Origin of the sequence: Pseudomonas sp. TWP3-2 (assembly GCF_049897765.1) — a bacterium.
GTDB lineage: Bacteria > Pseudomonadota > Gammaproteobacteria > Pseudomonadales > Pseudomonadaceae > Aquipseudomonas.
Map to the genome: position 1 here is coordinate 66,936 of NZ_JAFCWW010000014.1, position 21,864 is coordinate 88,799.

At 60.1% G+C, this 21,864-nt stretch carries 19 protein-coding genes and 1 pseudogene; 9 read left to right on the forward strand and 11 right to left on the reverse strand.

The genetic code is table 11. The features are described from left to right. Positions 1 to 240 precede the first annotated feature (240 nt). Positions 241 to 1,059 carry an alpha/beta fold hydrolase gene (locus tag ACP7EE_RS19730; RefSeq protein ID WP_426204249.1) on the forward strand — a complete coding sequence of 273 codons (819 nt, stop codon included), beginning with the start codon at positions 241 to 243 and terminating at the stop codon, positions 1,057 to 1,059. A gap of 119 nt (positions 1,060 to 1,178) precedes the next feature. On the opposite strand, the gene ACP7EE_RS19735 is transcribed toward ACP7EE_RS19730, so the two are convergent. Both ACP7EE_RS19735 and ptrR read right to left on the reverse strand, forming a co-directional pair. After that, on the reverse strand, positions 1,179 to 1,523 hold the full coding sequence (locus ACP7EE_RS19735; protein ID WP_426236078.1) for a gamma-glutamylcyclotransferase family protein: 345 nt from the start codon (positions 1,521 to 1,523) through the stop codon (positions 1,179 to 1,181). Positions 1,524 to 1,608: 85 nt separating this feature from the next. Continuing rightward, positions 1,609 to 2,490 carry a putrescine utilization regulator PtrR gene (ptrR, locus tag ACP7EE_RS19740; protein WP_426236162.1) on the reverse strand — a complete coding sequence of 294 codons (882 nt, stop codon included), beginning with the start codon at positions 2,488 to 2,490 and terminating at the stop codon, positions 1,609 to 1,611. Positions 2,491 to 2,593: 103 nt separating this feature from the next. On the opposite strand from ptrR, the gene ACP7EE_RS19745 reads away from it, so the two are divergent. Further along, positions 2,594 to 3,985, forward strand: a complete 1,392-nt coding sequence (locus ACP7EE_RS19745) for an aldehyde dehydrogenase family protein (protein ID WP_426236080.1) — start codon at positions 2,594 to 2,596, stop codon at positions 3,983 to 3,985. Here the strand turns inward: ACP7EE_RS19745 and ydiJ are convergent, their stop codons facing one another. Continuing rightward, positions 3,986 to 7,009: a D-2-hydroxyglutarate dehydrogenase YdiJ gene (ydiJ, locus tag ACP7EE_RS19750; protein WP_426236082.1), complete on the reverse strand. Its 3,024-nt coding sequence runs from the start codon at positions 7,007 to 7,009 to the stop codon at positions 3,986 to 3,988. It abuts the gene before it with no gap. A 156-nt stretch (positions 7,010 to 7,165) separates the two neighbouring features. Between ydiJ and ACP7EE_RS19755 the strand changes: the two genes are divergently transcribed. After that, positions 7,166 to 8,050 carry a LysR substrate-binding domain-containing protein gene (locus ACP7EE_RS19755; RefSeq protein WP_426204256.1) on the forward strand — a complete coding sequence of 295 codons (885 nt, stop codon included), beginning with the start codon at positions 7,166 to 7,168 and terminating at the stop codon, positions 8,048 to 8,050. A 150-nt stretch (positions 8,051 to 8,200) separates the two neighbouring features. Here ACP7EE_RS19755 and ACP7EE_RS19760 read toward each other — a convergent pair whose 3' ends face one another. The 5 genes from ACP7EE_RS19760 to ACP7EE_RS19780 all read right to left on the reverse strand — a co-directional run bounded on the left by ACP7EE_RS19760 (position 8,201) and on the right by ACP7EE_RS19780 (position 14,955). Then, positions 8,201 to 9,814 carry a GMC family oxidoreductase gene (locus ACP7EE_RS19760; protein ID WP_426236084.1) on the reverse strand — a complete coding sequence of 538 codons (1,614 nt, stop codon included), beginning with the start codon at positions 9,812 to 9,814 and terminating at the stop codon, positions 8,201 to 8,203. Between the two features lie 41 nt (positions 9,815 to 9,855). Then, positions 9,856 to 11,073: a mandelate racemase/muconate lactonizing enzyme family protein gene (locus ACP7EE_RS19765; protein ID WP_426236086.1), complete on the reverse strand. Its 1,218-nt coding sequence runs from the start codon at positions 11,071 to 11,073 to the stop codon at positions 9,856 to 9,858. A gap of 1 nt (position 11,074) precedes the next feature. After that, positions 11,075 to 12,409: an MFS transporter gene (locus ACP7EE_RS19770; protein ID WP_426236088.1), complete on the reverse strand. Its 1,335-nt coding sequence runs from the start codon at positions 12,407 to 12,409 to the stop codon at positions 11,075 to 11,077. 82 nt (positions 12,410 to 12,491) lie between these two features. After that, positions 12,492 to 13,916, reverse strand: a complete 1,425-nt coding sequence (gene aldA, locus ACP7EE_RS19775) for an aldehyde dehydrogenase (protein WP_426204516.1) — start codon at positions 13,914 to 13,916, stop codon at positions 12,492 to 12,494. Between the two features lie 106 nt (positions 13,917 to 14,022). Next, positions 14,023 to 14,955, reverse strand: a complete 933-nt coding sequence (locus ACP7EE_RS19780) for a LysR substrate-binding domain-containing protein (RefSeq protein ID WP_426204266.1) — start codon at positions 14,953 to 14,955, stop codon at positions 14,023 to 14,025. 185 nt (positions 14,956 to 15,140) lie between these two features. On the opposite strand from ACP7EE_RS19780, the gene ACP7EE_RS19785 reads away from it, so the two are divergent. Together ACP7EE_RS19785 and ACP7EE_RS19790 are read left to right on the forward strand one after the other, a co-directional pair. Continuing rightward, the gene (locus tag ACP7EE_RS19785; protein WP_426236090.1) at positions 15,141 to 16,319 is read left to right on the forward strand and encodes a hypothetical protein; all 1,179 of its coding nucleotides are present in this window, start codon (positions 15,141 to 15,143) and stop codon (positions 16,317 to 16,319) included. Positions 16,320 to 16,469: 150 nt separating this feature from the next. Continuing rightward, complete coding sequence (locus tag ACP7EE_RS19790; protein WP_426236092.1) at positions 16,470 to 17,345, forward strand: LysR substrate-binding domain-containing protein; 876 nt, start codon at positions 16,470 to 16,472, stop codon at positions 17,343 to 17,345. 123 nt (positions 17,346 to 17,468) lie between these two features. Here ACP7EE_RS19790 and ACP7EE_RS19795 read toward each other — a convergent pair. Beyond that, positions 17,469 to 17,639, reverse strand: a pseudogene (locus ACP7EE_RS19795) (MFS transporter); the annotation flags it as partial. A gap of 159 nt (positions 17,640 to 17,798) precedes the next feature. Beyond that, positions 17,799 to 18,365 carry a MarR family winged helix-turn-helix transcriptional regulator gene (locus ACP7EE_RS19800; RefSeq protein ID WP_426236164.1) on the reverse strand — a complete coding sequence of 189 codons (567 nt, stop codon included), beginning with the start codon at positions 18,363 to 18,365 and terminating at the stop codon, positions 17,799 to 17,801. Between the two features lie 117 nt (positions 18,366 to 18,482). Between ACP7EE_RS19800 and ACP7EE_RS19805 the strand changes: the two genes are divergently transcribed. The 3 genes from ACP7EE_RS19805 to ACP7EE_RS19815 are packed head-to-tail and all read left to right on the forward strand — an operon-like array spanning position 18,483 to position 19,763. Further along, the gene (locus ACP7EE_RS19805; protein WP_426204272.1) at positions 18,483 to 19,223 is read left to right on the forward strand and encodes a hypothetical protein; all 741 of its coding nucleotides are present in this window, start codon (positions 18,483 to 18,485) and stop codon (positions 19,221 to 19,223) included. After that, on the forward strand, positions 19,223 to 19,480 hold the full coding sequence (locus ACP7EE_RS19810) for a DUF2024 family protein (protein ID WP_426204273.1): 258 nt from the start codon (positions 19,223 to 19,225) through the stop codon (positions 19,478 to 19,480). The genes ACP7EE_RS19805 and ACP7EE_RS19810 overlap by 1 nt, the downstream gene beginning before the upstream one ends. A gap of 4 nt (positions 19,481 to 19,484) precedes the next feature. Then, a complete protein-coding gene (locus ACP7EE_RS19815) occupies positions 19,485 to 19,763 on the forward strand; it encodes a Rho-binding antiterminator (RefSeq protein WP_426236094.1) in 279 nt (92 codons plus the stop codon). A gap of 55 nt (positions 19,764 to 19,818) precedes the next feature. Here the strand turns inward: ACP7EE_RS19815 and ACP7EE_RS19820 are convergent, their stop codons facing one another. Next, positions 19,819 to 21,024, reverse strand: coding sequence for an NAD(P)/FAD-dependent oxidoreductase (locus ACP7EE_RS19820; RefSeq protein ID WP_426236096.1), 1,206 nt, complete (start codon positions 21,022 to 21,024; stop codon positions 19,819 to 19,821). Positions 21,025 to 21,282: 258 nt separating this feature from the next. Here ACP7EE_RS19820 and ACP7EE_RS19825 point away from each other — a divergent pair, with 258 nt between their 5' ends. Next, positions 21,283 to 21,831: an RrF2 family transcriptional regulator gene (locus ACP7EE_RS19825; protein ID WP_426236098.1), complete on the forward strand. Its 549-nt coding sequence runs from the start codon at positions 21,283 to 21,285 to the stop codon at positions 21,829 to 21,831. Positions 21,832 to 21,864: the final 33 nt, after the last annotated feature.

Genomic DNA, 21,864 nt, shown 5'->3' on the forward strand with positions numbered 1-21,864 from the left:
TGTCATCACCTTTGTAGATGGACAGGATGACTTGGATAAAAGCGCCCAAGCTCCTCTCCTGCCTGTCGAAAAGAATTACGTCGTATCGCGAAATGGCGTGTAGCCGACAACGCTCGCTTCAGACAATGAAAAATTAGCACTTGCGTACAAGTTGCCGATGCAGATTACGTCGATAGTGAACGCTGCCATCGCGGCATCCACTCGCGTCTACACGACTGACCGCAAACCCAAGGAGTTTCCATGAGCACCTTCCAGACCCAAGACGGCACCGAAATCTATTTCAAGGACTGGGGCAGCGGTAAGCCTGTCCTGTTCAGCCACGGCTGGCCGCTGGATGCCGACATGTGGGAATACCAGATGGAATACTTGAGCAGCCGCGGCTTTCGCACGATCGCCTTCGACCGTCGCGGCTTCGGGCGTTCCGAGCAGCCGTGGACCGGTTACGATTACGACACCTTTGCCGATGACATCGCGCAGTTGATCGAGCATCTGGATCTGCGTGATGTGACGCTGGTCGGTTTCTCCATGGGCGGTGGCGATGTCAGCCGTTATATCGCACGTCACGGCAGCGAGCGCGTTGCCGGGCTGGTGTTGCTGGGCGCGGTAACGCCGCTGTTCGGTCAGAAAGCCGATTTCGCCGAAGGTGTGCCAAAAGCGGTTTTCGACGGGATCAAGGCTGGCCTGCTCAAGGATCGCGCGCAGTTCATCGCCGATTTCAACGCGCCGTTCTATGGCACTAACCAGGGCCAGAAAGTCTCCGACGGCGTGCTGACCCAGACCCTGAACATCGCCCTGCTAGCCTCCCTGAAAGGTACCGTAGATTGCGTCACCGCGTTCTCGGAAACCGACTTCCGTCCGGACATGGCCAAGATCGACGTGCCGACACTGGTCATCCATGGTGACGGCGACCAGATCGTGCCGTTCGCCACCACCGGCAAACTGGCCGCTGAACAGATCCAGGGCGCCGAGCTGAAAGTCTATGCCGGCGCACCGCACGGTTTTGCCGTGACTCATGCTCAGGAACTGAACGAGGACTTGCTGGCGTTCCTCAATCGCTGAGTTCGATCTGAGCTTGACCGCTACGAAGAAAAGGGGCGCCGACAGCGATGTCGGCGCCCCTTTTCTTCGTCGGCTGAATACGTGGATTCACCTGTGCTGGAAGCAACAACTACAGCGCCTCACGCCTGCACGTAAACCCAAGCGTTGCTGCCGGACTTCAGTACAACACTCACGCGTTTGTAGTCGGACACTTCGTAGTCATCGGCGGCAGCCAGTTCCTGTTCGCTGACCTCGAACACCGTGCCGGCAATCTCGTCCTTGATGTCGCCACTGGCCTGCACGATCGGGTGGTGGTTTTTGCCGCTGGTGGCGAGCACCGCAGGGTCGGTGATCTCCACCATGGTCTGCTTATAGCCCGGCAGGCTGTCGGAGCGGCCGTGTAACTCACGTCCGAAGTTCGAGAGTTGCACAGCGGTGTCTTGAAGCGTGCCGTAGGAGAACAGCAGCACGGTGTGGTTGGTCATGAGTGATTCCCGAAATCAAATGGCGCGATTCATACGCTGTATACGTTTGTATATGGCGATACTAACCGAGCCATGACACAAAGTGTCAATCAGCTTTTTCGCGCACCACTCCGCGCTCTTCAAGCAAGCGCACAAAACTGCTCAGACTGCGCGACACCGTGCCCCGGCGCCACACCAGCCAGGTCGTCAGAAAACGGAAATCCGCCGCCAGCGGCCAGACGCTGACCGTCGCGCAACCGGGCATGCTTTGCAGCATGCTGCGTGGCATCAGTGCCAGACCGGCACCGGCGCTGACGCAGGCGAGCATGCCGTGGTAGGACTCCATCTCAAAGATCTTGCCGGGCACCGCGGCGTCGCTGCTGAACCATTTTTCGAAGTGATGGCGGTAAGAACAATTGGAGCGGAAGGCGTAGATATTCTCGCCGTTGACGTCACTGGCGCGCTGCACCGACGCGTGATGCAGCGGCGCGATGATGACCATTTCCTCTTCGAAAGCCGGCACACCTTCCAGCGCCGGATGCAGCACCGGGCCGTCGACGAATGCCGCCGCCAAGCGGCCGGAAAGCACGCCGTCGATCATCGTTCCCGAAGGTCCGGTCGACAGATCCAGATCGACTTTCGGATGCTGCTGGTTGTAAGCCGCGAGCAGGCCAGGGATACGCACTGCCGCCGTGCTTTCCAGCGAACCCAGTGGGAAAGCGCCCTGCGGTTCCTCCCCCGCCACCGTCGCTCGCGCTTCCTGCACCAGATCGAGAATGCGCCGGGTGTATTCGAGAAAACTCCAACCGGCCGGCGACAAGCGCAGTCGGCTTTTCTCGCGAATGAACAGATCGACGCCCAAGTCTTCTTCGAGCTGCTTGATCCGCGTCGTCAGATTCGACGGCACGCGATGAATCTGCTGCGCCGCCGCGCTGATGCTGCCGTGCTCGGCAACGGCCTTGAAGATTTCCAGCTGCACCAGATCCACAGTCATTCTCCAAACGTGAAAGAAACGATCTTTATTATTCAGTTTCCAGAAAACAAACGCCACCCTACTCTGTGCCCATCAACTCACATTGCAGGACCATGCCATGAGCCCGATCTCCAGCCAGACCCACGCTATCTCGATCAATCCAACAACCGGCGAGCAGATCGGCCACTACGCATTTGAATCTGCCGAAGCGCTGGATGCCGCGCTGACCCGCGCCGCTTATGGCTTCAACAAGTGGAAACGCAAGCCACTGCAAGATCGCTCGCGCCTGCTGACCGCCCTCGCCGGTGCGTTGCGCGATGGCGCCGAAGCCATGGCCACCATGATCACCGAGGAAATGGGCAAGCCGATCGCTCAGGCCCGTGGCGAAGTCGAGAAATGCGCCAAGCTCTGCGAGTGGTACGCCGAACACGGCCCGGCCATGCTCGACGCCGAACCGACTCAGGTTGAAGGCGGCAAAGCGCGCATCGAGTATCGTCCGCTCGGGCCGATCCTGGCGGTGATGCCGTGGAATTTCCCGATCTGGCAAGTGCTGCGCGGTGCCGTTCCGACGCTGCTGGCCGGCAACACTTATGTGCTCAAGCATGCGCCGAACGTGATGGGCAGCGCTTATCTGCTGCGCGACGCCTTCGTGCGCGCCGGTTTCGCCGATGGCGTATTTGAAGTGATCAACGTCACCCCGGACGGCGTATCCAGCGCCATCGCTGACCCACGCATCGCCGCTGTGACCCTGACCGGCAGCGTGCGCGCTGGCATGGCCATCGGTTCACAGGCCGGCGCTGCGCTGAAGAAATGTGTGCTGGAGCTCGGTGGTTCCGATCCATTTATCGTGCTCAATGACGCCAATCTCGACGAAGCGGTGCAAGCCGCCGTGATCGGTCGCTATCAGAACTCCGGTCAGGTCTGCGCCGCTGCCAAGCGGCTGATCATCGAACAAGGCGTGGTCGAAGAATTCACCCGCAAGTTTGTCGAAGCCACGCGCAAACTGGTGGTCGGCGATCCACTCGCCGCTGACACCTACATCGGCCCGATGGCACGTTTCGATCTGCGTGATGAACTTGATCAGCAAGTGCGCGCGACCCTCGAAGAAGGAGCGATCCTGCTGCTCGGCGGCGGCAAGGCGCAAGGCCCGGGCAACTACTACGAGCCAACCGTGCTGGCCGATGTCACCGATCAGATGACCTCGTTCAAACAGGAACTGTTCGGCCCGGTTGCCTCGATCATCACTGCCCGCGATTGCGCGCATGCCGTGGCCCTGGCCAACGACAGCGATTTCGGCCTGACCGCAACGATCTACACCGCCAACGTCGAACTGGCGCAGTCACTGACCGGCGAACTGGAAACCGGCGGCGTGTTCATCAACGGCTACTCGGCCAGCGATCCGCGCGTGACCTTTGGTGGCGTGAAGAAAAGCGGTTTCGGCCGAGAACTGTCGCACTTCGGCGTGCGCGAATTCTGCAACGCGCAGACGGTGTGGCTGGATCGCCGCTGATCAAGCGCTGCGCAGGACTTGCAGCAACACTTGCAACGGATGGCGCAGCGTTTGCTGCGCCTCGCGCTTGACCTGACTGCGGCACGAATAGCCGGTGGCCAATGCCTCACCCTGCTCCACCGGCACCGCGACGTGTTTGGCCCAGGACTGCTCGAAGATCAGCGCAGAAGTGTCGCGGTTGCGTGCCTCATGTCCGTAAGTGCCGGACATCCCGCAGCAACCGGTGGCCTGAGTCGCCAGCTTCAAGCCAATCCGTTCAAACACCTGCTCCCACTGACGCGTCGCAGCCGGGGCGTTGGTTTTCTCGGTGCAGTGCGCCAACAGACGGAAGGCTTGTTGATTGCCCGCGCGCTCAGGCATGACCTTCAGCAGCCATTCCTGTACCAGCGCCACTTCCGGGCAATTCTGCATGCCCGGAACCTTCAGATATTCCTGGCGATAGACCAGCGTCATCGCCGGATCCAGCCCTACCAGCGGCACCCCGATCTCAGCCAGTTCTCGCAGTTGCCCGGCATTGCGTAACGCCGCGCGATTGAATGCCGAGAGGAAACCCTGCACATGCAGCGGCTTGCCATTGGCGCTGAACGGCGCCAGATAAACCTGATAACCGAGACGCGAAATCAGCTCGATCAAGTCCGCCAGTAGCGGCGCTTCGAAGTAGCGGGTGAACGCATCCTGCACCAGCACCACGCTGCGTTCGCGTTGCGCGGGAGTCAGCGCCGACAGCCGCGCCACTGAAGCTGGCTGCACCTTCCAGCGGCGCATCGCTGCATGAAAATCGAAACGGCTGAGCAGCGGCACATCGACCATGCCCCCGACGCGTCCAAGCATTCGGCGAACCAGCGCAGCGCCCATCAACCCGTTATAAAACAGCGGCACCCGCGCCATGTGCGGGATGGTGAATTCCAGCGAGGCGATCAAATAGTCCCGCAACGGTCGCAGATAGCGTGTGTGATACAGCTCGAGAAAGCGCGAACGAAAATCCGGGACGTTGACCTTTACCGGGCATTGCCCCGCGCAGGATTTGCACGCCAGACACCCGGCCATCGCGTCATACACTTCATGGGAAAAGTCAGCACTTGCCCCTCGGCTGTTGCGCCAGCGCTGCACCAAGGATGAGAAAAACGCCGGTCGGCGTACCGCGTCAGACAACACATCCACCCCCGCCGCACCCTGCAAGCGCAGCCATTCGCGGATCAGCGAAGCGCGGCCCTTGGGCGATTGCGCGCGCTGGCGGGTGGCTTTCCACGACGGGCACATCGCGTCGTCAGGATCGAAGTTGTAGCAGGCGCCATTGCCGTTGCAGTGCATGGCCGCGCCATAGTCCTGCCAGACTTTCTCGTCGATCTGCCGATCCAGCTCCCCACGCAGAGTCACTTCGTCGATCTTCAACAGCGCTGCACCGGGGATATTCGGTGTTGCGATCTTGCCGGGGTTGAACTGGTTGAACGGGTCGAACGCAGCCTTCAGCGCCTGCAACGCCGGGTACAACTCGCCGAAGAATGCCGGCACGTATTCCGAGCGCAGACCTTTGCCATGCTCGCCCCACAGCAGGCCGCCATAACGTTGAGTCAGCGCCGCCACGCCATCGGACACCGGGCGAACCAGCGCCGCTTGCTGCGGATCTTTCATGTCGAGAATCGGCCGTACGTGCAGCACGCCGGCATCGACATGGCCAAACATGCCGTATTGCAAACCGTGGCTGTCGAGCAGCTCGCGCAGCTCGGCGATGTACTCGGCCAAGTGCTGCGGCGGCACCGCAGTGTCTTCAACAAACGGCTGCGGCCGCGCTTCACCGGCGACGTTGCCGAGCAGACCCACCGCGCGTTTGCGCATGCCGTAGACCTTGTTCACCGCCGCATGCCCGACCGCCAGCGTATGGCCCAGCCGTTCGACAGTATTGTCGCTGCTCAAATGCTCGATAAAGTCTACGACCCGCTGCTGCAGTTCCTCGGGATCGTCACCACAGAACTCCACCAGATTGATGCCCAGCGTCGGCCGTTCGCCGCTCTCGGGGAAGTACTCGGCGACGCCGTGCCAGACGATGTCCTGCATCGCCAGCAGCAGCACTTTCGAATCCACGGTTTCGATCGACAGCGGCTTGAGCGCCATCAGCGCCCGGGCATCGCGCAGCGCATCCATGAAACCGGCGTAGCGGATATTCACCAGCATCGTGTGCTTGGGGATCGGCAGCACGTTGAGTTTCGCCTCGACCACGAAGCCCAGCGAACCTTCGGCGCCGCACAGCACGCTGTTGATGTTGAAGCGCTGGTCAGCCTCGCGCAGGTGCGCCAGGTCGTAGCCGGTCAGACAGCGGTTGAGATCGGGGAAGGTCTGTTTGATCAGCTCGCCCTGCTCGTCGATGATCTGCCGCGCACAACGATAAACTTCGCCGACCCGATCCTCGCGCGCGCATTGTTCGCCGAGCTGGTTTTCCTCCAGCGGCTGGCCGTGCAGACGTTCGCCACCGCGCAGGATCATGTGCAATTCGAGCACGTGATCGCGGGTCTTGCCGTAGGTGCAACTGCCTTGGCCACTGGCGTCGGTGTTGATCATGCCGCCGACCGTGGCGCGGTTCGAAGTCGAGAGTTCCGGGGCGAAAAACAGCCCGGCGGATTTCAGTGCGGCGTTGAGCTGATCTTTGACGACGCCAGCCTGCACGCGCACCCAGCGCTGTTCGACGTTGATTTCGAGGATGCGGTTCATGTGCCGCGACAGATCAACCACCAAGCCGTCAGTCAACGACTGGCCGTTGGTGCCGGTGCCGCCGCCACGAGGCGTAACCACCACTTTTTGATAAGCCGGTTCGGCGATCAACCGCGCGAGCAGCGCTACGTCGTCGGCATCCTTCGGAAACACCGCCGCTTGCGGCAAGCGCTGGTAGATCGAGTTGTCGGTGGCAAGCACCACGCGGCTGGCGTAGTCGGCACTGATTTCGCCTTTGAACCCAGCGGCCGCAAGTGCCTTGAGGAACTGTTGGTAATCGCTGTTCAGCGTGGAGGCAGGCGAAAGCTGGGCAATCATCGGTCGGTCAATCCCGGTCAAAAAGGCGTTGTGGCGGTAAACACTTGTCGGCAACGAATGATTGCGTCAGGCTCCGCCATCTCATGGCGCCCATGTTCATTGCATATACCGCTCGGGACAAACGTAAATTCGACCCGCTATTGATGACTAAAACGAATGAATCCGCGAACGCTCACGCCCTCGATGTCGCTGCTGCTGGCTTTTGAAGCGGCTGCACGCCACGAAAGCTACACCCGCGCCGCCCACGAGCTGTCGCTGACCCAGAGCGCAGTCAGCCGTCAGGTGCAAATCCTGGAGAAGATGCTCGGCATGCGCCTGTTCAGCCGCGAGGGCCGGCGGGTGATTCTCACCGACGTCGGGCGCATGTATCAGCGCGAACTCGCCGAAGCGCTCGGGCAGATTCGCAGCGCGACGTTGCAGGCGATGGCGTTTGGTTCCGGGATCCACAGCTTGCGGCTGGCGACGTTGCCGACGTTTGGTTCGAAATGGCTGCTGCCGCGACTCAAGGATTTCTACACCGCACACCCCGGCATGACCGTGCATCTGCACTCGCGCATTGAGGCGATCGACTTTGATACCAGCGAAATCGATGCGGCGATTTGCGTGGGTGGCGGTGACTGGCCGGGGTTGACGGCGCATCGACTGCACACTGAAGAACTGGTGGTGATCGCCAGTGCGCAGTTGTCTGCGGACGAACGATGCGTGGCCGAAAAGCAAATCGCCGGGCAACTGCTGCTGAATGTCAGCAGCAACGCGCAGGCCTGGGCCGAGTGGTTCAGCCAGCACCAACTGCCGCATCGCAGCATGCGCATCGGCCCGAGTTTTGAGATGACGTCGCACTTGATTCAAGCGGTGCGGGCGAATATCGGGATCGGGCTGGTGCCGCGGATTTTGGTGGAGGACGAGTTGGCGAATGGTGAACTGCTGCAACTGGGTGAGGCGATTGTCAGTCGGCGCAGCTATTACCTGGTGTACCCGGCGCGCAATGAGTCGTTGCCGTCGCTGAAGGCGTTTCGGGATTGGTTGATGCGTACGCTCTGAATTCCTCTATCGCCAGTCAGGCCGCCATCGCTGGCAAGCCAGCTCCCACAGGGTTTTGTGTGTACGCAGCACCAAGTATCTGTGTGTACGCCGAACCTGTGGGAGCTGGCTTGCCAGCGATGGGGCCAGAAGCCTTAACTCAGAAACAGCTTATGCATCCTGCAAAATCAGATCAGCGCCCTTCTCCGCCACCATCAGCACCGCCGCATGGGTATTGCCGGAGGTCACGTTGGGGAAGATCGAGGCGTCGACAATCCGCAGCCCGTCCAGCCCATGCACCTTGAGGCGTTTGTCGACCACCGAAGTCTGTTCATCCGCGCCCATCACGCACGAACCACACAGGTGATAGATCGAGCCGCAGTTGTCGCGAAAATACTGGAGCATTTGCTCATCGGTCTCGACTGCCGGGCCAGGCAACACCTCGTCAACGGTAATGCTTTTGAGGGCCGGCGCCCCCATGATTTTGCGCATCAACCGGCTGCCCTGAATCACCTCGTCAATGTCCTTTTGCGTGCTCAGGTAGTTCGGATCGATCAGCGCCGCGTCGCGTGGATTTTTCGAAGCAATCTCGATGTGCCCGCGACTGGTCGGACGGCACGGGTTGAAGCACAGCAGGAAGCCGGAATACGGCTCGGGCTTGAGGCTGGCTTTGTTGTTTTTCGGAATCTGATACGAAAGCGGGTTGAAATACAGCTGCAGGTTCGGATGACTCTGCTGCGCGTCGCCACGGAAGAACCCACCGGCCTGATTGACGCTCATCGCCAGCGCGCCCTTGCGCGTCAGCAGGTATTTCACGCCGAGCTTGAACTGGCCGAACAGCGAGCTGAGTTCATCGTTGAGGGTCGGGATGTTGGCCTTGTAGTAATAGCTGGCGCACAGGTGATCTTGCAGATTTTGCCCCACCGCCGGCAGGTGCTTGACCAGCGGAATTTGATGCCTGGCCAACAAGTCGCGGTCAGCCACACCGGACAATTGCAGGATTTTCGGCGTGTCGACCGCTCCAGCACACAAGATCACTTCTTTGCGCGCGTTGAAGGTGCGGACCACGCCATGCTGAGTGATGGAAATACCGGTCGCGCGTTGCTGCGTTTCGTCGAACAGCACGCGATCAACCAGCGCGTAATGCTCGACGGTCAGATTCGCCCGGCTCAGCGCCGGATGCAGGTGCGCGAAACTGCTGGAGCAGCGCTGACCGTTTTTGGTGTTGACGTCATAGAGACCCGCGCCTTCGAATTTCGGCCCGTTGAAGTCGTTGCTGCGCGGGTAGCCGAGTTCATCGCAGCCCTTGAGAAACACGTCGCAGATCGGGTGGGTCTGGCCGGCCATCGGGGTGATGCTGATCGGGCCGCTGCCGCCGTGGTATTCGCTGTCGCCCAGCGGATGGTTTTCCAGTTTGCGAAAGTACGGCAACACGTCCTTGAAGCCCCAGCCGTCATTGCCATTGGCCGCCCAATCGTCGAAGTCATGGGCCTGGCCACGCACGTAGATCATCGCGTTGATCGAGCCGGAACCACCCTGCACTTTGCCGCGCGGCGCGTAGATTTCGCGGTTGCCCAAGTGCTTTTGTGGCTGGCTGTAGTACATCCAGTTGAAGGTCGGGTTGTAATACATTTTGGCGAAGCCAACCGGGATCTTGAACCACAGGGAACTGTCCTTGCCGCCCGCTTCCAGCAGCAGCACCGAGTGTTTGCCCGAGGCCGAGAGCCGGTTGGCCAGCACGCAGCCAGCGGCGCCTGCGCCAGCGATGATGTAGTCATATGTCATGCACGGTTACCGCGTAAGTCGTTGTACAAAAAAAACCGCTGTCAGCCCCTGGCTGGCGATGTGTCTTTGACGTCCACCGGGGTCGGCGCCATTTGCAGGTGCAGGCGCGTGCCGGTGTACGGCGAATGCTTGCGCACCACGTCCATGTTCAGCTCGACGCCAAGGCCCGGCTCGGTCGATGGAATGATGTACCCGTCCTCCCACTGCAACGGCTTCTTGAGGATCTCGGCGTGAAAACCGCCCCAGGTCTCGATGCTTTCCTGAATCAGGAAATTTGGCGTGCAAGTGGCGAGCTGGAAACTTGCTGCCGCGCCAATCGGTCCGTTGTACAAATGCGGGGCGATTTGCGCGTAATAGGCTTCGGCCATGCTCGCGATTTTCTTCGCTTCGAGCAGTCCGCCACAGCGTGCGACGTTCATCTGCAAGATCGACGCGCCGCCGGCCTGCAACAGCTTGAAGAATTCGTACTTGGTGGTCAGGCGCTCACCGGTGGCAATCGGGATGCTGGTCTTGGCCGCGACCTGCGCCATCGCCTCTTCCTGGCCGGGCGGCACCGGTTCTTCGAACCACAGCGGGTCGTATTTCTCCAGGCGTTTGGCCAGACGAATCGCCGAGGACGGCACCATCTGCCCATGGGTGCCGAACAGCAGATCGCACTTGTTGCCGACCGCCTCGCGAATCTTGCGGCAGAAGGTTTCGCAGCGCTCCAGCACTTCCAGCGAGAGCTGGTGACCGGAGTACGCGGTGTACGGCCCGGCCGGGTCAAACTTCAGCGCGGTGAAGCCTTTGTTCATGTTCTCGACGGCGCACTCGGCGGCCAGATCGGCATCGTCGTAGTCGTATTCGCCACGGCTGTTGACCGGGTACAGGTAGGTGTAGGAGCGCAGGCGCTCGTTGACCTTGCCGCCGAGCAACTCATAAACCGGCTTGTTCGCCGCTTTGCCGATGATGTCCCAGCAAGCCATTTCCAGGCCGCTGACCACGCCCATCATGGTCAGGTCAGGACGCTGGGTGAAGCCGCTCGAATAGGCCTGGCGGAAGAAGCGTTCGATGTGGTGCGGGTCCTGATCGAGCAAGTGCCGCTCGAACACGTCTTCGATGATCGGCAGCATGGCTTTCGGGCCGAACGTCGCCGCGTAGATCTCGCCGACGCCTTCAATGCCGCAGTCAGTCTTGAGTTTGACGAACAGCCAGTACATCCCGCCAATGTGCGGTGGTGGTACGGCGACGATATGGGTTTCAAGGGCGACGATTTTCATCTCAGGCACCTGTCTTGTTCAAAGAGGTCTTGATCGAGGATTTTCTGTTGATGCGGGCGCGCAGGGTCAGCGCGGCAAGCGTGCCGATCAGGCCGACGCTGGCGATGTAACCGAAATACAGCTGGTAGCCGAAGGCACCGGGGTATTGCTCGGTGAGGTAGCCGTTGATCAGCGGAATAAAGGTATCCGGCAGGTAACCGACCACCGAAACGATGCCGATCGCCAGACCGGTAATGCGCAGCGGAATGTTGCAGGTATCGAGGATCGCCCAGTACAGGCCACGAATGGCGTAGGTCATCAGGCCGATGAAAATCACCGTGGCGATCAGCAGACCGATGCTGTTGATGGCCGGAAACACGATCAGACCGAACATCGCCAGCGTCGCCAGCAACAGCGCCACGATCAGCACCGAGATGTTCGAGAATTTGTCGCCCAGCCAGCCGCCACCGATGCCGCCCACCGGACGCATCCACAACTTGATGGTGGTGATGGTGCCGGCCATCACGGCGGTCATGCCGTTGCCTTGCAGGTAATCGGAGAAGCTGTAGGTCGCCCAGAAGATGTGGTAACCGCAAAACACAATGGCGGTGACCAGCCACAGTTCAGGAATCTTCACCAGCGTCGCCAGGTCACTTAGCAAATTGAACTTGCCCTTCTCCACCGCCGCTGTGTCTTCCATCGACTTCGGATCCTTGATCAGCACCAGCACACAACCGAGCGCGATACAGGTGAAGGCGTAGAGGTAGATCACATGTTTGAAACCTTGCGCGGTGGACTCACCGTTGGTTTCGGTGGCGTAGGCGAACAGCCCCAGCGCAACCGTCGCCAGCAGCGCCTCGACCAGGCCACGACCGCCATCGAGAATGCCGAAGAACCGCCCCTGTTCGGTGTGATGCGCAATCATCTTCACGCGCTTGAGCACCGAGGCCCAAAAGGTCAGGCCGGTGGTCAGGCCCCAGCAACCGAAGATGATCATCAGCCCGGTCATCGACGGCGCGGTGGAGTACCAAAGGCCCAGCGCACCGGTGGCGACCAGCGAAAAGAAAATCAGAAAACGCGGGGCGATCCGGTCGGCCAGCCAACCGCTGGGCAAGTAGCTGAGCAGGAAGATCGTGCCGAGCATCGAGTACAGATAGCCCAGTTCGCTGTGGCTGATCTGGAACACCTCGAGCATGGTGGTTTGATAGACCTGGCGCAGATACAGAATCGGATAGATCGCGCCGGCGGCCAGCACCAGCAGGGTCAATTGCAGATAGCGACTTCCCTTGTCGCTGTGGCTGTTCACAGCCGAAGTGGAACCCTGAACAGCGGCAGCAGAGGATGCATGCTTGGACATTGAAGTGACCTCGGGCGACCGGTGCTCCGGACGCCCCTGATAATTGTTTTTATAGGTGCAGCGTGAGGCGTGGTGCGATGGATCAGTACTTCATCACCACCAGACGGGTCTGGGTGAATTCGAGCATGCCGTGCTTGCCGTCATCGCCGCCCAGGCCCGAGCGTTTCCACCCGGCGTGGTAGCCCTGATACGGATCAGCCGGCGTGCGATTGACATACAACTCGCCGGCTTCAATGGCGTTGGCGACTTTGTGTGCGGTGCGGTAATTCTCGGTGTACAGCACCGACGCCAAACCAAACTGGTGGTCGTTGGCCATGGCCAGCGCTTCGTCGATGTCGCGGTACTTGAGCACCGGCAACACCGGGCCGAAGATTTCTTCCTGAATGATTTCCATGTCCTGCCGGCAACCGCTGAGCAGCGTTGGCGGGTAGAAATGCCCCGGCCCTGCGGGCAGCACGCCACCGGTTTCGAGTACGGCGCCGTCGGCGACAGCACGCTCGACCATCGCGTGGATGTTCTGTTGCGAACTGGCGTTGACCAGCGGCCCCATCAGACTGGCGTCAGTCGCGCGGTCGCCAAACTTCACAGCGGCGATCTTCGCTTTGAGCAACGCGAGGAATTGGTCGTGGACGCTTTCCTGCACGTAGACCCGCTCGACTGCCGTGCACAATTGGCCGCAGTGAGTGGTCTTGGAGGCGACAATCGCTGACGCGGCCGCTTCCAGATCGGCATCGGCTTCGATGATCGCCGGGGTCTTGCCGCCCAGTTCCAGCGACGGCTTGGCGATGTTGGCCTTACAGTAATCGAGGACGATGCGCCCGGCATTCACGCTGCCAGTCAAGGTGATCAGACCCACAGCCTTGTGCGTGCACACCGCAGCGGCGGTGGCGTGATCCATCGCCAGGATGTTGATGACACCGGCGGGCATGCCCGATTGCTGCACGGCTTTGGCGATCTCGAACGCCGAAGTCGGGGTGTTGTTGCTCGGGCGTACCACCACCGTGTTGCCGGCAATCAGCGCCGGGGCGATTTTGCGCAGCAGGGTGTAAACCGGATAGTTGAACGGAATCAGGCACGCGACCACGCCAATCGGCTCGCGATGCAGGAACAGGTTTTCATCAGGGCTGTCGCTGGGAATGATCTCGCCTTCGATACGCCGCGCCCACTCGGCGTGGTAGCGGGTGATCTGTGCGGCATAGCGGGCTTCATTGCTGGCATCGGCCACGCTCTTGCCGGACTCGGCGGCCAACGCGGTGCCGATGGCTTCGGCGCAGTCTTCCAGTGCGGTAGCGAAAGCACGCAGGTGTTCGGCGCGTTCGATGCTGGTGAGTTTGCCCCAGACTTTTTGCGCTGCCGCTGCGGCATCCACGGCTGCGGTGGCTTCTTCGGCAGTAGCGGCTGAAACCTGGCCAAGCAACGCTTCGGTGGCCGGGTTATAGACCGCAATTTGCGCCGCGCTGGCTGGCTCGACGAAGTGGCCGTTTACAAAATTTCGCTCGACTCGCATGTGCATCGCCCATCGTTGTTTTTATCGATGGGGCCAGTCTTGTCATCCCGCCGACGTTGAACAAACGATTTATCGGCAGGCCAAACATGCGAAAAATGCAGGTTACTCAAAAAATCGCCGTCGAAGGCTCAAGCTGGCGCTGCGCCAGCCAGATTTCTTCCTGCAACCACTGACTGAATGCCACTAATTGCGGCATTTGTGTCTGCTCCGGCCGGGTCACCAGCCAGTACGACTGGTGACCTTCCACATGCACATTGAGCACTTGGGTCAACTGCCCGCTGGCCAGTTCCGGAGCCACCATGTGCCAGTCGGCAATGCTGATGCCGAGGCCGTCGATGGCCGCCTGGATCGCCAGATCGAGCAGATCGAACTCGTAACCGCCCTCGGTATCGATGCCGTTGATCCGTGCGGCGTGCAGCCAGTGTTTCCAGGTCAGGTAGCGCTGATCTTCCTTGGCCAGCACGTGCAGCAGCGTCAGGCGATTGAGATCGATGCCCTGCTCGCCGCCCTCCCGCGCATACAGGGTCGGCGCGCACACGGCGATGTGCCGTTCCTGAATCAGCAGCGAACTGTCGAGGCCGTCCCACTCGCCATCGCCAAAACGGATCGCGCAATCCAGCGTGCTGGTTTCGGCGAGGCTGTCCTGCAAACGCGTGGTGATGCTCAGCTCCAGCTCCGGATGCTGCTCGCGCAAACGCCCCAGACGCGGCATCAACCAACGGCTGGTAAAGGTCGGCGGCGCGTTAATGTGCAGGCGATTGGCGTGGGTTTTCTGCTGGATACTGCGCACCGTCAGCTCGATCTTGTCGAATGACTGGTGCAATGCCCGCAGCAGAATCTTGCCGGCGCCGGTCAATTCGAGATGGTGATGGCGGCGTTCGAGCAGGCTCTCGCCGAGCTGTTCCTCGAGCTGGCGCACCTGGCGACTGACCGCGCTCTGGGTCACGTTAAGCAACTCGGCGGCGCGGGTGAAGCTGCCGGTGCTGCCGGCCACTTCGAACGCCTTGAGCGCATTCAGGCCGGGCATTTTGCGTTTCATACAAGGCACTCGAAAACTGCTGACGGGGCGCAAAGCATCCCACGACTGCGCCGGACTGTCCTACAGGATTTTGCGAGTAACATGCATCCGATGCAGGTTTGCTCAGCATTTTTATCGTTTGTTCAACATTCTGCGGATGGCAAAACTGCGCGGCATCTCTAATAAAAACAATCGAGAGCCGCTCCATGCCCTTCCCAGCATCTTTGCGTCTGCGCAGCACCTCCATCGCTCTGTTCTGCAGCTTTGCCGCCCCGGCCATGGCGGTGCAAGTCACCGACAATCTCGACCTCGGCGGCGCCATTCGCGCCCGGTGGGACGTCGACCCTGACCGCGATATTCAGAAGTTTGGTCTGGACACGGTGTTCCTCAGTGCCAAGTACAACTCCGACACCTGGATCGGTGAGGCGCAATACCGCTTCTACGGTCGCTCCTACCCGTATCAGTACACTAAAAACTATGGCGATATCCACTTCGCCAAGTTCGCGTGGGCCGGCTACAAGTTCAACCCCGACCAGCAGGTGCAAGTGGGTCTGAATACGGTGCCGTTCGGCTTGCAGCCCTACTTCGGCAGCACCTTCTACGAAACCCTCGGCAACGTTATCGGCCTCGAAGACGTGCAGCAGGTCGGCGCCAAATACATCCAGCAAAACGGCGACTGGAATATTCAGGCCGGTTATTACCTGCGCCCGGCCTGGCAAGGCAAAGGCACCAGCAACGGCGTGACCTACTCCAGCGTCGTCTCCGAAGCCGACAGTTACGTGGCCGACGGCAGCGCTAACCAGGAACGCAACACCGTCGTCCTGCGAGTGGCCAAAGCTCTGGATCTGGGGCCGTGGAAATCCGAAGTCGGGATCTCCGGCCTGACCTCAAGCCTCGAAAATAAAGACACCCACAATGACGGTCGACGCAACGCCGTGGCCGTGCACTATCTGGGCAAGAACGGCCCATGGGGCGTGCAGTTGCAGGCGGCGCGCCAGCAGATGTCGCCGCGCAATCCGGGCAGCGATGAAGTGGTGACACTGGGCGGCTATGACGGCACCTACAACGTAGCCAGTCGCGGCAACCTGTACGTGGCGGATCTGAGCTATGACGTCGGCGGCAAATACCTGTTCGACCAGATCAGCGGGGTCAAGCTCTACGCCAACTACAGCGCCTTCGACAAATCCGCCAGCGGCTTCAAGACCTCGGAGCGGATGATCCTCGGCAGCTCGTTTTCGGTGAGTAAATTGTGGGTCGCGGCGGAATGGCTGATCGGCAAGAACGACCCTTATATTGGTGGTAGCAGCTACACCCAGAGTCTGGGCGCCGGTGGGCTGGATCAGTGGGAAAATCAGATGTATGTGAATGTTGGTTACTACTTCTGATCGGGAATCTTTAGCGTCATGTCGTTCGTCATCGCGGGCTTGCCCGCGATGGCGTCCGCCCGGACAACACTTGCATCAGCACCTCCATCAATAGTCAGATAGGCCCACCTCAAAACAACAATAAACCACCCGCCCCGGAGTTCTGCCTCCATGCGCCAGCTGCCCTCGCTCAATACCCTGCGCGTGTTCGAAGAAGTCGCGCGGCATCGCAGTTTCAGTCAGGCCGCACTCGGGCTGAACGTCACCCAGGGCGCGGTCAGCCGCCAGATCAAACATCTCGAAGACTACCTCGGCGTGGCGCTGTTCGTGCGCACGCCGCAAGGCCTGTCGCTGACCGAATCCGGCAGTGCCTTATCGCCGCATCTGGCCGAGGCCTTCGACCATATCGAGCGCGCCCTGCAAGCGGTGCGCGTGCCCAATCTGCGCCAGCGCCTGCGGGTGCTCGCCCCGCCGACCTGGGCCACGCGCTGGCTGTCGCCGCACTTGCGCGCATTCTGCCAGCGCTACCCGGACATCAACCTGAGTATCACCAGCCAGATCGGCCACGACAGCCTCACGGAAGTCGACTGCCACATTCGCTTCGGTCTCGCGCCAACGCACAATTGCGTCAGCCGCTTGTTGGTGATGGAGCGGCACATCGCGGTCGCCAGTCCGGAGTTGTTCAACGGCGATCAAGCGCCGGATCTGTGGCAGATCCCATTGCTGCATATCCTGCACGACGGCAAGCGTTTAAAGGTTTGGGAGAACTGGTTGGCAGCCATGGGCCGGGACGACATCGATGCCGGTCGCGGGCTGGAATTCAGCACGTTGGATCAGGTGATTCACACGGCATTGGCGGGGGGTGGTCTGGCGGTGATTGATCGGCAGATGATCGAAAAGGAACTGGCCAACGGCAGCTTGCTGCCGATCACCCCGATTGAGGTGATCGGGCCATATGGATATTGGCTGGATGTGGCGAATGACAAGCAAGGTTTATCGAAAGTAAACCTCTTTACCGAGTGGCTGAGCCTGGTCAGCAACCCCTGAAACCCCACAATCCCCACAAACCCACAAACCCTGTAGGAGCTGCCGCAGGCTGCGATCTTTTGATCTTAAAAACAAAATCAAAATATCGCAGCCTGCGGCAGCTCCGGGATTGTGGGCGGACAGTCAGACCGGGGTGGCGGCCTTGCTCACCGCAATCGAACTGACCTCCACCGGACTCTGCGCCTTGCATGCCTGACTCAACGTCAGCGACTTGCTCTCCGGCGCCCGCGCCCAGGACTGCAGCGCGCCCAGCGCCAGAATCGCCACGGTCGGGCTCAGCCCGATCCCCGTGACGTAACCGAACGTCCAGATCACGCTGAACGACCCAGGGGAGCGAAGCCGGCCATAACCATGAAAAATCATGGGGCAATGACTTTTAGTCATAGCCTTTTCACGGGCGAAAAAAATCCCGCTCAGTCAGCGGGATTGTTTGGCGTCGATGCAGCAGCCGTTTCAGCCGGGGGGTTCCAGGGGCAAGCGATGCTCTCGGCAAATCAGGTCTATCTCCCTGGCCACCAGCGGTTCACCGGTCAAGCCGCACACGGCGCCGGTTGCCGAGGTCTGGTGAAAGCGGCACGTCCGGCAAAGTCCGAAACTCGGGACATTTTCTCCTCGCTGAATATTGCGCAACAACTCCAGCAGCAGACCCTCGAGATCACCGGCGCTGGCGCCCATGCGTTCGGCGGCGCTGCGCAGGAAATCCGGCGGCATGACCGCTTCGATCAACGTGCGCGCCGTGGCGGTCAATTCCAGATGCACGCTGCGCTTGTCGCGCACGTCCGGAACCTTGTTCACAAAGCCCTTGAGTTCCAGTGCCTTCAACGATTGCGAAACCGTACCTTTGGTCAGCCCCAGATAATCGGTGACCGCCAGCGGCGTATTCGAATAGCGGTTGCAGCGCGCCAGGTACAGCAGCGCGCTCAGTTGAATCGGTTGCAGCTCGGCCAGCAGCGGATGCTCGCGAAACCACACGCGGGTCAGGCTCGATAATCTTTCCAGCAAATCAAATAACACGGTTATTGCCTGGCTCAATGGGGTCGATGAATAGTATCGAATAAAAACCTTATTGACAAAAAACGGCTGAAGATTAGGATTGCGGTGTCGATTCGAAACAAACTAATCAACCGAGGAGCCGCAATGAAAACCCTACTGGCGCTGACCATCAGCACAATCTTGAGCACCCAAGCCTGGGCCCATGGGCCGCAAGGCATCCACAGTGCAACCGGCAAGACCGACGCGGCGTTCGACCTGGTGCACACCCGCGTTTTCACCGATGGCAGCACTCTGGTGTTCGAGCAACTGGTCGATGGCAAGGCCGGCAGCCGCGTACCAAGCGCCAAGGGTTCGTTCGCCGGCGCCGAGGTTTACAGCTATGTCTGGCCGACCAGCCTCGACAGTGGCGCAGTCGGCTTTGAAGCAGGTTCCGGCATCCTCGCCCTCGCGCTGACATCGCACCCGGACTTTGACGACACTCCGCAACTGGATGAAAACAAGGACGGCAAGAAGGACAACGACGGCGGCCTCTGGCACTCGCACTGGGTGGTGTTGAGCAAAGATGAAAGCTGCGGTCCCGGCGGCTTGAAAGTGCGCGACATTCCCAAGGATGCGAAACCCAAGCTCCCCGCCACTTGGCCCGGTGCGCCGCTGTACATCGATTCGCCGGGATACAACCTGAGCGTGAAAAACGACGCCGCGCAAATCCGCGTGCCACTGGCGGCAGTCGGTTTCCCGAAGAGTTTCAACTACGACGGCGTGACCGCTGCACTCAAGGTCAATGCCGATCTGCACAATCCGCTGTTGTGTGTAAGCAGCGTGTATGACATTGCCTCGGGCGACCTGTCGTTGCCGGGCACCTGGAAAATGCAGGAGGCTCAATAATGTTCGTCAAAGTGTTCGATACCCACGTACGCACCAAGGATGGCCGCTACCTGCATTTCGATGTGCTGACCGATCGCGAAGCCGATGCGGCCAAGGCTTTCGCCCGGCAGTTCCTGATCGGCAAGGGCTATCAGGACGAAGACATTTCCCAGAGCCAGTGCTTGTTTTGCCACAGCGAGCCGGCCAACCCGCAAGTCGCCAAGGCGATCAGCGAGGACGGCTATTTCATCATCACCCTGCAAGGTTTCGAGGAGTAACGCCATGACCCGCTATCAGCCGTTGAACTGTGATCTGCACGACTACCTGGAAATCGCTTGCCTGCGCGGCTATCAGCTGGACATCGAGCTGATCGACGGCCAGCGGCTGGTGGCGCGGGCATTGACTACCCGCACGTCGAGGGAGAAAGAGGAATTCATGCGGGTCGAGCATGCCGGAGTGCAGCAGGACATTCGCCTCGACCAGTTACTCGCGATCACCCCGCAGGATGCGCATGCGCAGTTCGCCCGGATTAGTTTCACCGACGCGGTCTGCCGTTTCTGAACGAAAAAATCCCGTCCGGCATACACCGGACGGGATTTCATTCGAGGCTATGGATTCATGCAACCACGGGAATCATCGGATCCGCAGCCGCCAGCGCACTCACACGGTCAGCTGCCGGCGGGTAAATCCACTGGGTGTTGATCTGGGTCTTGAGCGCTTTGCCCTCCTCCTTGACCAGTTTCACCTGACGATCCCAACCCTCGGTGTACACCGCACCCCACGCGCCCAGATCGAGACAGGTCACGTACTTCGGCTGGCTATACGGCGTCGGGTCAACCCCGAGAATCTGCGCCGCGACGTTGTTGCCGGCGTGGCGTCCGAGGGAAATTGCGTGCTGGCAGGTCATCAGCGCGAAGTTGCCGATCTCGTCGCTGGCGGCGTAAGCCACGTCGCCGGTGGCGAAGATGTCGTCCTGGCCAATGACTTTGAGGTTGGCGTCAACGTGCAGACGACCTTGGCGATCGCGCTCGGCCGGGATCTGCTCGGTCAGCGAGCTGGCGCGCACGCCGGTGGTCCAGATCACGGTTTTCGCGTCAATGTGCTGACCGTCCGAGAGCGTCACGCCGTTGGCATCGATTGATTGCACCGACACACCCAGTCGCCATTCAACGCCCAGCTCGGTGCAAGCCTGGGCAATCGACACGCTGATGGCTTCGCCCATCGCTGCGCCGACTTTCTGCCCGCGATCAACGATGATCACTTTTATGTCCGCTTGTTCACCGAGGATGGCCCGCAGGCGCGCCGGCATTTCGGTTGCAGTTTCGATCCCGGTGAAGCCACCGCCAGCGACCACCACGGTGTTGCGCGCCTGGCTCTCGGGCTGGGTGGCCAGAGCTTTCAAATGAGTTTCGAGACGGATTGCCGCTTCGATCTGATCGACGTCGAACGCATGCTGCGTCACACTTAGAGTGTCCGGTTGCGCCAGCCCACTGCCGGACGCCAGCACCAGTTTGTCGAAATGCACCACTTGCTCAGCGCCCGCCGCATCGGTGTAGCCAACGGTTTTCGCCTGCACGTCGATGGTGTTGGCTGCGCCTTTGATGAAGTTGACGCCGACCACATCAAACAGCTCGCCCAGCGGCGCAGCCAAGTGATGCGCATTTGGCTCGTAGAAACGTGGACGTACGCGCAGCTCGGCCTGCGGTGCCAGAACGCTGACCTGGATGTTGTCGCGATTGTGAATGTCGACCAGACGTGTCGCGCTGAGCGCAGTCCACATGCCACCAAAACCTGCACCGATTACCAGAATGTGCTGCTTCATTGTTATCTCCAAGCCAGTCGCCGAGTTAATTAACGGCGACTCTATTGGTCGCCGTTAATTTCAACAAGTCAGATAATCCGATAGATTTGATCGTATATCTCGATATCTAACGGGCTTTACCATCTGACTTATAAAACCTGCTCCAATCGGAAAAACCTCATAGATACAGCGAAAAAACCACCAAGGACGCTCAGCGGGACAATTGTCCGCGCGTGCCAAGCCTGCTAACATCTGCGACAATTACAGTCGGAGATATCCATGTCGCTTTACAGTGCAGGCGTCGAATACGGCATTCATTGCCTGACCTTTCTGGTGGGCAATGGCGGTGACAGTCGTGAAGCCAGCGTGCGCGACCTGGCCGAGCTGCAAGGCGTGCCGCTGGATTATCTGGCGAAGATTTTCACCAAACTGGCGAAAGCCAAACTGGTGCTGGCCACTGGCGGCATCAAGGGCGGGTTTTCACTGGCGCGGCCGGCGGATGAAATCACCCTGCTCGATATCGTCAATGCTATCGATGGGCGCAAGAATATTTTCGAGTGCCGGGATATTCGCGGGCGTTGCGCACTGTTCGATGGCTCCCCGCCGGAATGGGCACTGGACGGCACCTGCTCGATTCACGCGGCAATGATGACCGCGCAAAAACGCATGGAAGAAGCGCTGGCTCAGCAAACCATTCTCGACATCGCGCGCAAGGTCGGGCGCAAGGCGCCGCCGGAGTTCAACGGCCAGATAGAAGACTGGATTCAAGATCGACGCGAAAAGAAAATCGGCGGTGGCAGTATCCCGTTGACCGATATTTCCGACTGAACAGGCACAAAAAAAGCAGAAACCAATCAACCG

Bases quoted from the DNA above. Each gene is read 5' to 3' on its own strand.
- ACP7EE_RS19730 (WP_426204249.1), top strand. From the start codon at position 241: ATGAGCACCTTCCAGACCCAAGACGGCACCGAAATCTATTTCAAGGAC.
- ACP7EE_RS19735 (WP_426236078.1), bottom strand. From the start codon at position 1,523: ATGACCAACCACACCGTGCTGCTGTTCTCCTACGGCACGCTTCAAGAC.
- ACP7EE_RS19745 (WP_426236080.1), top strand. From the start codon at position 2,594: ATGAGCCCGATCTCCAGCCAGACCCACGCTATCTCGATCAATCCAACA.
- ydiJ (WP_426236082.1), bottom strand. From the start codon at position 7,009: ATGATTGCCCAGCTTTCGCCTGCCTCCACGCTGAACAGCGATTACCAA.
- ACP7EE_RS19755 (WP_426204256.1), top strand. From the start codon at position 7,166: ATGAATCCGCGAACGCTCACGCCCTCGATGTCGCTGCTGCTGGCTTTT.
- ACP7EE_RS19760 (WP_426236084.1), bottom strand. From the start codon at position 9,814: ATGACATATGACTACATCATCGCTGGCGCAGGCGCCGCTGGCTGCGTG.
- ACP7EE_RS19765 (WP_426236086.1), bottom strand. From the start codon at position 11,073: ATGAAAATCGTCGCCCTTGAAACCCATATCGTCGCCGTACCACCACCG.
- ACP7EE_RS19770 (WP_426236088.1), bottom strand. From the start codon at position 12,409: ATGTCCAAGCATGCATCCTCTGCTGCCGCTGTTCAGGGTTCCACTTCG.
- aldA (WP_426204516.1), bottom strand. From the start codon at position 13,916: ATGCGAGTCGAGCGAAATTTTGTAAACGGCCACTTCGTCGAGCCAGCC.
- ACP7EE_RS19780 (WP_426204266.1), bottom strand. From the start codon at position 14,955: ATGAAACGCAAAATGCCCGGCCTGAATGCGCTCAAGGCGTTCGAAGTG.
- ACP7EE_RS19785 (WP_426236090.1), top strand. From the start codon at position 15,141: ATGCCCTTCCCAGCATCTTTGCGTCTGCGCAGCACCTCCATCGCTCTG.
- ACP7EE_RS19790 (WP_426236092.1), top strand. From the start codon at position 16,470: ATGCGCCAGCTGCCCTCGCTCAATACCCTGCGCGTGTTCGAAGAAGTC.
- ACP7EE_RS19805 (WP_426204272.1), top strand. From the start codon at position 18,483: ATGAAAACCCTACTGGCGCTGACCATCAGCACAATCTTGAGCACCCAA.
- ACP7EE_RS19810 (WP_426204273.1), top strand. From the start codon at position 19,223: ATGTTCGTCAAAGTGTTCGATACCCACGTACGCACCAAGGATGGCCGC.
- ACP7EE_RS19815 (WP_426236094.1), top strand. From the start codon at position 19,485: ATGACCCGCTATCAGCCGTTGAACTGTGATCTGCACGACTACCTGGAA.
- ACP7EE_RS19820 (WP_426236096.1), bottom strand. From the start codon at position 21,024: ATGAAGCAGCACATTCTGGTAATCGGTGCAGGTTTTGGTGGCATGTGG.
- ACP7EE_RS19825 (WP_426236098.1), top strand. From the start codon at position 21,283: ATGTCGCTTTACAGTGCAGGCGTCGAATACGGCATTCATTGCCTGACC.